This is a genomic window from Microbacterium sp. NPDC089320 (genome assembly GCF_040684875.1).
Classification (GTDB): Bacteria; Actinomycetota; Actinomycetes; order Actinomycetales; family Microbacteriaceae; genus Microbacterium.
Genome location: NZ_JBFBGY010000005.1, coordinates 453,432 through 460,146 on the forward strand (window position 1 = coordinate 453,432; position 6,715 = coordinate 460,146).

A 6,715-nucleotide genomic window follows, 5' to 3' on the forward strand; every position below is an offset into this window, starting at 1 on the left:
CGGAGACGAAGCGCGAGGGAGGCGCAGTCGAACTGGGGAAACCCTCGTGCACTGGGGAGTGTGAGGGAACGACAGGACACCATCTGCTCCGGGGATGTCGCGAGAGGGGTCGCGGCATCCCCACCAGGAGCCCGCGGTGCTTTCGAATCGCGCACTTTGCAGTTTTCGGCCGCTCGCATCTGCAAAGTGCGCGATTCGAAAGAGTGGGGCGGGGCGGGCCGGGTCAGGCGGTCAGGACCTCGTAGCCGGCATCGCGGAAGGCGGCGAGGGATGCGGCATCCGCGCCGTCGTCGGTCAGGAGAACGGGGAACAGCTCCGGACCGCCGACGGCCGCGAACGCCACCGTGCCGATCTTGCTGCTGTCGGTGACGACCACGGCTCGGCGCGCGCGCTCAGCCATCATGCGGTTGACCGCCGCCTCCCGTTCGTCCTGCGTGGTGGCGCCCGCCGCGGCATCCATGCCGTTGACCCCGATGAAGGCGATGTCCAGCCGCACTCCGCGCAGCAGCTGCTCGACGAAAGGACCCACCAGCTCGTAGCTGCGCGAGTGGATCACCCCGCCGGTCACGACGACCTTGATGTCGGGTCGGGTCGCGAGCTGAGCGGCGATGTTCACGGCGTTGGTGACGACCGTGATGCCCGGCCCCGCCGCGAGGTCGTCTCGGGCGGCGAGCGCTGCGGCGATCGCGGTGGTCGTCGTCCCCCCGGAGAGACCGACGACCATGCCCGGCGCGACGAGGGCGGCGGCGGTCTGGGCGATGGTCTCCTTCTGCTGCGAGCGCTGGTGGCTCTTGTAGCGGATCGGCAGCTCGTAGGCGACCGAGTGGGCGACCGCCCCGCCGTGGGTGCGGGTGAGCAGACGCTGCTCGGCGAGCGAGTCGAGATCCCGGCGCGTGGTGGCGGCCGAGGCCCCGAAGCGCTCGACGAGCTCATCGACGTTCACCTCGCCGTCAGCGGCCAGCAGGTCGAGGATCGCGTTCAGACGGGCGGCGCGCTTCATGTCACCATCCTGCCCGGCTTGCCGACTCTCCCGGCATCCGGGTCGTGTCGTGCATCCGCGTCGCGTCGCTGATTCGCACCGCGTTGTCGATTCGCGTCGAGGTCGCAGGCATTCCCGGAATCCGCGCGACCTCGACGCGAATCTGCGACGCGGTGCAGACAGACCGGGACCGAAGACCGGATGCCGAGGCCACCAGACCCGATGCCGAGGCCACCAGACCCGATGCCGAGGCCACCAAGCCCGATGCCGGGGCCACCAGGCCGGATGCCGAGGTCACCCCGCGACCGCGGCGCTCTCGAGGGCGAAGAGGCGCAGCATCCGGGCGGCCTCTCCGGCCAGGGCCTCGCGCGCGGGGGCGAGGTACTTGCGCGAGTCCACCAGCCTGTCATCGGCGCCGAGAGTGGAACGGATCGCCCGGGTGAAGAACCCGTTGAGGTGCGTCGAGACATTGATCTTGGTCATCCCCGCGCGCACCGCGTCGGCGATCACGGCATCCGCGACGCCGGACGATCCGTGCAGCACCAGCGGCACGTCGAGGGCGTCTCGCAGCCGCGCGATCAGCTCGAGATCGAGGGATGCCGTGCGGTCGGTCATCGCGTGCGACGACCCCACCGCGACGGCGAGCGCGTCGACCCTGGTCGCCGCGACGAAAGCCCGCGCCTCGTCGGGGTCGGTGCGGACGCCCGGCGCGTGGGCGCCGTCCTTGCCACCGACCTCGCCCAGCTCGCCCTCAACGTAGACGCCGGCCGCGTGCGCGCGCTCGGCGACGGCGGCGGTCAGCGCAACGTTCTCGTCGTAGGGCAGCGCACCGCCGTCGAACATGACCGAGCCGAAGCCCAAGGCGATGGCCTCATCGACGAGCTCGGGGCGCTCGGCGTGATCGAGGTGCACCGCGACCGGCGTCTGCGCGCGCCGGGCGACAGCGAGCGTCGCGAGCGCGATCGGCTCGAGCCCTCCGTGGTAGTCGGCACAGTTCTGCGAGATCTGCAGGATCACGGGCAGCCCGGCGTCAGCCGAGGCGCGCACGAGCCCCTCGGCGGTCTCGAGGTGGATCACGTTGAACGCGCCGATGCCGGTGCCGCGCGCAGCGGCATCCGTCACGAGTTCTCGGGCGGAGACCAGGGTCACGAGGGGTCCTCTCGAACGGTGGGGTCGTAGGGGGTGACGACGAGGCGCTCCTCGAGAGCCGACCAGTCGTCGGAGATCTCGCCGGCGAGCGGCATGAGCACGGCAGCGGCGGACCATGCGGTGGCGCGCCGCAGAATCGCGGCGGGATCACGGATGCCGTCGGCATAGAGCACCGCGCACGCGGCCACCCCGGCATCGCCCGCACCGGTCGGGTTTCCTGCCAGCGGGGCATCGAGGCGTGCATGCAGCATCTCGGAGGCCGTGACGGCGAGCATGCCCTCGGCGCCGAGCGACAGCAGCACGAGGTCGACGCCCCGCTCGATCAGCGACCGTGCGCCGTCGACCGGGTCGCTGATGCCGGTCGCCTCGATGAGCTCGGCCGCATTGGGCTTGAGCACCGACGCGCCGGCATCCGCCGCATGCAGCAGGGCTGGCCCCGAGGTGTCGACGATCACGGGCACACCGGCATCCCGCGCGGTGCCGATCAGCAGCGGCAGCAGCGTCTCCGGCGCCCCGGGCGGCAGGCTGCCCGAGATCACGAGCACCCGGGCAGCGGGAAGTGCGTCGACGACCTCGCCGAGCAGCGCGGCCCACTCGGCATCCGAGGGATTCACGCCCCGCTCGTTCACGATCGTGGTGTCGCCGAGGGCCTCGTCGACCAGAGCGACGCTCTGCCGTGTCGCCCCGACCACCGGGACCAACCGGTGGGGCACTCCGCTGGCGCCGAGCTCTGCGGCGAGCTCGACCCCGCTGCGGCCGCCGGCTGTGGACACGGCCAGCACCGGGGCGCCGTGCGCGTGAGCGACCCTGGCGACGTTGAGGCCTTTGCCGCCGGCGCGCACGGCTCCGGCATCCGCGCGGTGCGTGTCGCCGAGAGTCAGCCGCTCGACGTGCCAGGTGAGGTCGAGCGCGGGGTTCGGGGTGACGGTGAGGATCATGCCAGCTCCCTCGCCCGCAGCGCCGCGCCCAGGATGCCGGCATTGCCCGACAGCTCGGCGGGCACGAGTTCGGGGATGCGGTGGAAGCTCAAGCGCTCGGCCAGTCGCGAGCGCAGCTCGTCGAAGAGTGCTCCGCCGGCACGCGAGAGTCCGCCGCCGATGACGATCGCCTCGGGGGCGACGACAGCGGTGAGCTGGGCGAGTGAGAGCGCGAGGGCGTCGAGCGCCGAGTTCCAGATCTCGGAGGCGATGCTGTCGCCGGCCGCGGCGCGGGCGATCACATCCTTCGCCCCGTCGGGGCTGATGCCGGTCGCCTCGCGGTAGCGACGGGCGATGGCCCCCGCAGAGGCGACGACCTCGAGGCATCCGCGCGCGCCGCACGCGCACACCGGCCCGTCGGCGATCGGGGAATGACCGATCTCTCCCGCATAGCCCTCGGCCGTATAGGGCTCTCCGCCCACGAGGAGGGCGCCCGCGATGCCGGTGCCGATGACGAGCACGACGGAGTTCGAGTAGGCGCGGGCTCCCCCGAGGCGGTGCTCGGCCCAGCTGGCCGCTCGCACGTCGTGATCGAAGGCGACAGGGAGACCGAGCTTCTCCGACGCGAGATCGCGCAGCGGCGAGTTCCGCCAGCCGAGGTTGCTCGCGAACACGCCGAGGCCGGCCTCCGCGTCGACGATCCCCGGCACCACGAGTCCTGCCGCCTGCGGCGCGATGTCGGGGTGATCGGCCCGCAGCTCGGCGGCCAGCACGCCCAGGCGCTCGATCAGCACCTCGGTGCGGTCGCCGTCGACCAGGGGGGTCGGCGTGCGCCGGAGTCCGAGCGCCGTACCGTCGGCGTCGAACAGCGCCGACTTGATGTCGGTGCCGCCCACGTCGAACGCCAGCACCGGTGCGCCGCCACCGAGCGAGCGTGCGGCGGCGAGCCGCTCGCCCGACGCGTCGCTCACGACGTCGGCGACGCTCGCGGCATCCTCAGTGCTGGTCATCGATCGCTCCGCTGGTGGGTGGGGTCATGCATCCAGGATGACGGACCGCGTGAGGTTGCGCGGCTGGTCGGGGTCGAGCCCACGGGCGACCGCCCGGTCGAGGGCGACGCGGTGCAGGCGCACGAGATCGGCGAGCGGGTCGACCGGATGCTGCACGAATCGGGCTCCGGTGGCCTCGACCTGTGCGGCCAGGCCCTCGGGCGCCTCGCCGAACTGCCAGGTGACCCGGCCGGGGGCGGCGATCGCGATCGGTCCGTGGCGGTACTCCATCGACGGGTAGGACTCGGTCCACGACTGCGACGACTCGCGCATCTTCAGCGCCGCCTCGTGCGCCAGGCCCACGGTCCAGCCGCGACCGAGGAACGAGTACTGCTCGGCGTCGCGCAGCTCGTCGTCATAGTCGGCGGCGAGCACAGCGGCGGCGTCGTCGATGGCGCCGGTGAGGTCCTCGCCCAGCGAGGCGCGGAAGAGAGCCAGAGCCGTGGTCGCGAAGCGGGTCTGCACGACCGACTTCTCGTCGGCGAAGGGCAGCAGCACGGCGTCGTCGACGAGCGAGACGAGCGGCGAGGTCTCGTCGCCGATCACGCCGATCGTGGGGACGCGGCCCTTGATGCGGTCGACGAGCTCGAGCACCTCGGTCGTCGTGCCCGAACGCGTCAGCGCGACGACGGCGTCGTAGCCGCGATCGACGAACGACTCGGATGCCGCGAACGCGTCGGTCTCGCCCTGCCCTGCCGTCTCGCGGAGGAACGCATAGGACTGTGCCATGAACCACGAGGTGCCGCAGCCGACGACCGCGATGCGGGCTCCGGATGCCGGCAGCAGCGCCTGCGCGTCGCGGAGATCGGCCGCGCGAGCCCAGGTCTCGGGCTGCGAGTTCAGTTCTTCGCGCATGTGTGCGCCGGGCAGAAGTTCGGTCATGACGGGCCCTCCGGACCAGATGTTGCAAGTTTGTGATCGTTTAAGTGCTGATTCGATCATAGTATTTCGATACCAGGAAATCCTGCAAGGTTCCTCTTGATTTGTTTATTCTCCTGACAAATAATCGAACAAGTTCCACCGCCCCTCCGCAGATCCGGTCCACGGAGGGTTCCTCGAGCCGACCCGGCTTGAACCGATCGTCCCGCCAACAGGGGAGACGATCACACGCACCGTCGCGTGAGTTGTGCGTGCGACTGTGCACCACCTACACAGTGAGGAATGCAATACACATGAAGAAGTCACTGCGATTCGGTGCTGTCGCTCTTGCGGCCACCGCCACGCTCACGCTCGCTTCGTGCGGGTTCGGCGGCTCGACAGGAGGCGGCGGAGACGCCGAGGGCGAGACGACGCTCAACCTCCTCGTCCCCAGCTACTCCGACGCCACCAAGGGTCTGTGGGAAGACGTGATCGACGGGTTCGAGAAGGAGAACCCCGACATCACGGTCGACCTCGAGGTGCAGTCGTGGGACAACCTCGAGAAGGTCGTCTCGACCAAGATCCAGGCCGGCGAGGCTCCCGACATCTACAACGGCGGTCCGTTCGCCGGATTCGTCGGCGACGAGCTGCTCTACCCGGTCGAGGATGTCGTCTCGGAGGAGACCTACTCCGACTTCCAGGACGCGTTCCTCGCGAACGCCGAGGTCGACGGCACGGCCTACGCTCTGCCGCTGATCGCATCGGCCCGCGCGCTGTTCGTCAACAACACGCTGCTCGAGCAGGCCGGCGTCGAGGCTCCGACGACCTGGGACGAGCTGCTCGACGCGGCGACCAAGGTGTCGGCGCTCGGCGGAGGCGTGGCCGGTTACGGCATGCCCCTCGGCTCTGAAGAGGCTCAGGCCGAGGCGGCCGTCTGGCTGTGGGGCGGCGGCGGCTCGTTCGGCGACGCATCCGAGATCACGATCGACACCCCCGAGAACCTCGTCGGTGCCGAGCAGATCAAGAAGATGATCGACGCGGGCGCCACTCAGGCAGACCCGGGCTCGACCCAGCGTTCGCCCCTGATGGACATCTTCATCCAGGGCAAGATCGGCATGCAGGTCGGCCTGCCGCCGACGGTCGGCCAGATCGAAGAGGGCAACCCCGAGCTCGACTACTCGATCGTCCCGATCCCGACGAAGGACGGCTCGCCGTTCACGCTCGGCGTCATGGACCAGCTGATGGCGTTCCAGAACGACGGTGACAAGCAGGAGGCGATCACCAAGTTCTTCGACTACTACTACTCGGCCGACGTGTACGTGCCGTGGGTGCAGACCGAGGGCTTCCTGCCCGTCACCAAGTCCGGTGCCGAGCAGCTCGCCGGCGAGGAGGCGCTCGCGCCGTTCCTCGAGGTCCTCCCCGACGCGCAGTTCTACCCGTCGACGAACCCGAAGTGGTCGGCCACCGACGGCGCCTTCAAGTCGCTGTTCGGTCAGCTGCAGACGAAGCCCGCGCAGGATGTCCTGACCGAGATCCAGGCACAGGTCGACGCGGGCTGAGGCCCGCGGACCGCTGACACCGACACACGGAGAGGTTCGGGTATTCCCATGAGCCAGACCAAAGAATCCTCGAACCTCGCGGGGGGGGCCCCCGGCCGCCCCCCCCCCCCCCGGCGCCCCGCGGGGGGATCGCCCCGGCACCCCCCGGGCCACGAAAAGCACCACGCCCGGGCCCGGTTAGCGCCAGATACGTAAAGAACACCA

General features: G+C 70.3%; 6 protein-coding genes. 1 reads left to right on the forward strand and 5 read right to left on the reverse strand.

What is annotated here, in order from left to right; genetic code table 11:
* Positions 1-223: 223 nt before the first annotated feature.
* The 5 genes from AB0N61_RS16240 to AB0N61_RS16260 form a co-directional block, all read right to left on the reverse strand.
* Complete coding sequence (locus AB0N61_RS16240) at positions 224-1,000, reverse strand: DeoR/GlpR family DNA-binding transcription regulator (RefSeq protein ID WP_363365386.1); 777 nt, start codon at positions 998-1,000, stop codon at positions 224-226.
* A gap of 273 nt (positions 1,001-1,273) precedes the next feature.
* Positions 1,274-2,128, reverse strand: a complete 855-nt coding sequence (locus AB0N61_RS16245; protein WP_363365387.1) for a class II fructose-bisphosphate aldolase — start codon at positions 2,126-2,128, stop codon at positions 1,274-1,276.
* Entirely contained in the window at positions 2,125-3,066 is a 942-nt protein-coding gene (locus AB0N61_RS16250; protein ID WP_363365388.1) for a 1-phosphofructokinase family hexose kinase, read from the reverse strand. Before AB0N61_RS16250 ends, AB0N61_RS16245 begins: the two co-directional genes overlap by 4 nt.
* A complete protein-coding gene (locus AB0N61_RS16255; RefSeq protein WP_363365389.1) occupies positions 3,063-4,055 on the reverse strand; it encodes an ROK family protein in 993 nt (330 codons plus the stop codon). Before AB0N61_RS16255 ends, AB0N61_RS16250 begins: the two co-directional genes overlap by 4 nt.
* A gap of 24 nt (positions 4,056-4,079) precedes the next feature.
* Complete coding sequence (locus AB0N61_RS16260) at positions 4,080-4,976, reverse strand: sugar isomerase (RefSeq protein WP_363365390.1); 897 nt, start codon at positions 4,974-4,976, stop codon at positions 4,080-4,082.
* 290 nt (positions 4,977-5,266) lie between these two features.
* On the opposite strand from AB0N61_RS16260, the gene AB0N61_RS16265 reads away from it, so the two are divergent.
* A complete protein-coding gene (locus AB0N61_RS16265; RefSeq protein WP_363365391.1) occupies positions 5,267-6,511 on the forward strand; it encodes an extracellular solute-binding protein in 1,245 nt (414 codons plus the stop codon).
* Positions 6,512-6,715: the final 204 nt, after the last annotated feature.

Coding starts and splice junctions, on each gene's coding strand:
- AB0N61_RS16240 (WP_363365386.1), bottom strand. CDS start 1,000: ATGAAGCGCGCCGCCCGTCTGAACGCGATCCTCGACCTGCTGGCCGCT.
- AB0N61_RS16250 (WP_363365388.1), bottom strand. CDS start 3,066: ATGATCCTCACCGTCACCCCGAACCCCGCGCTCGACCTCACCTGGCAC.
- AB0N61_RS16255 (WP_363365389.1), bottom strand. CDS start 4,055: ATGACCAGCACTGAGGATGCCGCGAGCGTCGCCGACGTCGTGAGCGAC.
- AB0N61_RS16260 (WP_363365390.1), bottom strand. CDS start 4,976: ATGACCGAACTTCTGCCCGGCGCACACATGCGCGAAGAACTGAACTCG.
- AB0N61_RS16265 (WP_363365391.1), top strand. CDS start 5,267: ATGAAGAAGTCACTGCGATTCGGTGCTGTCGCTCTTGCGGCCACCGCC.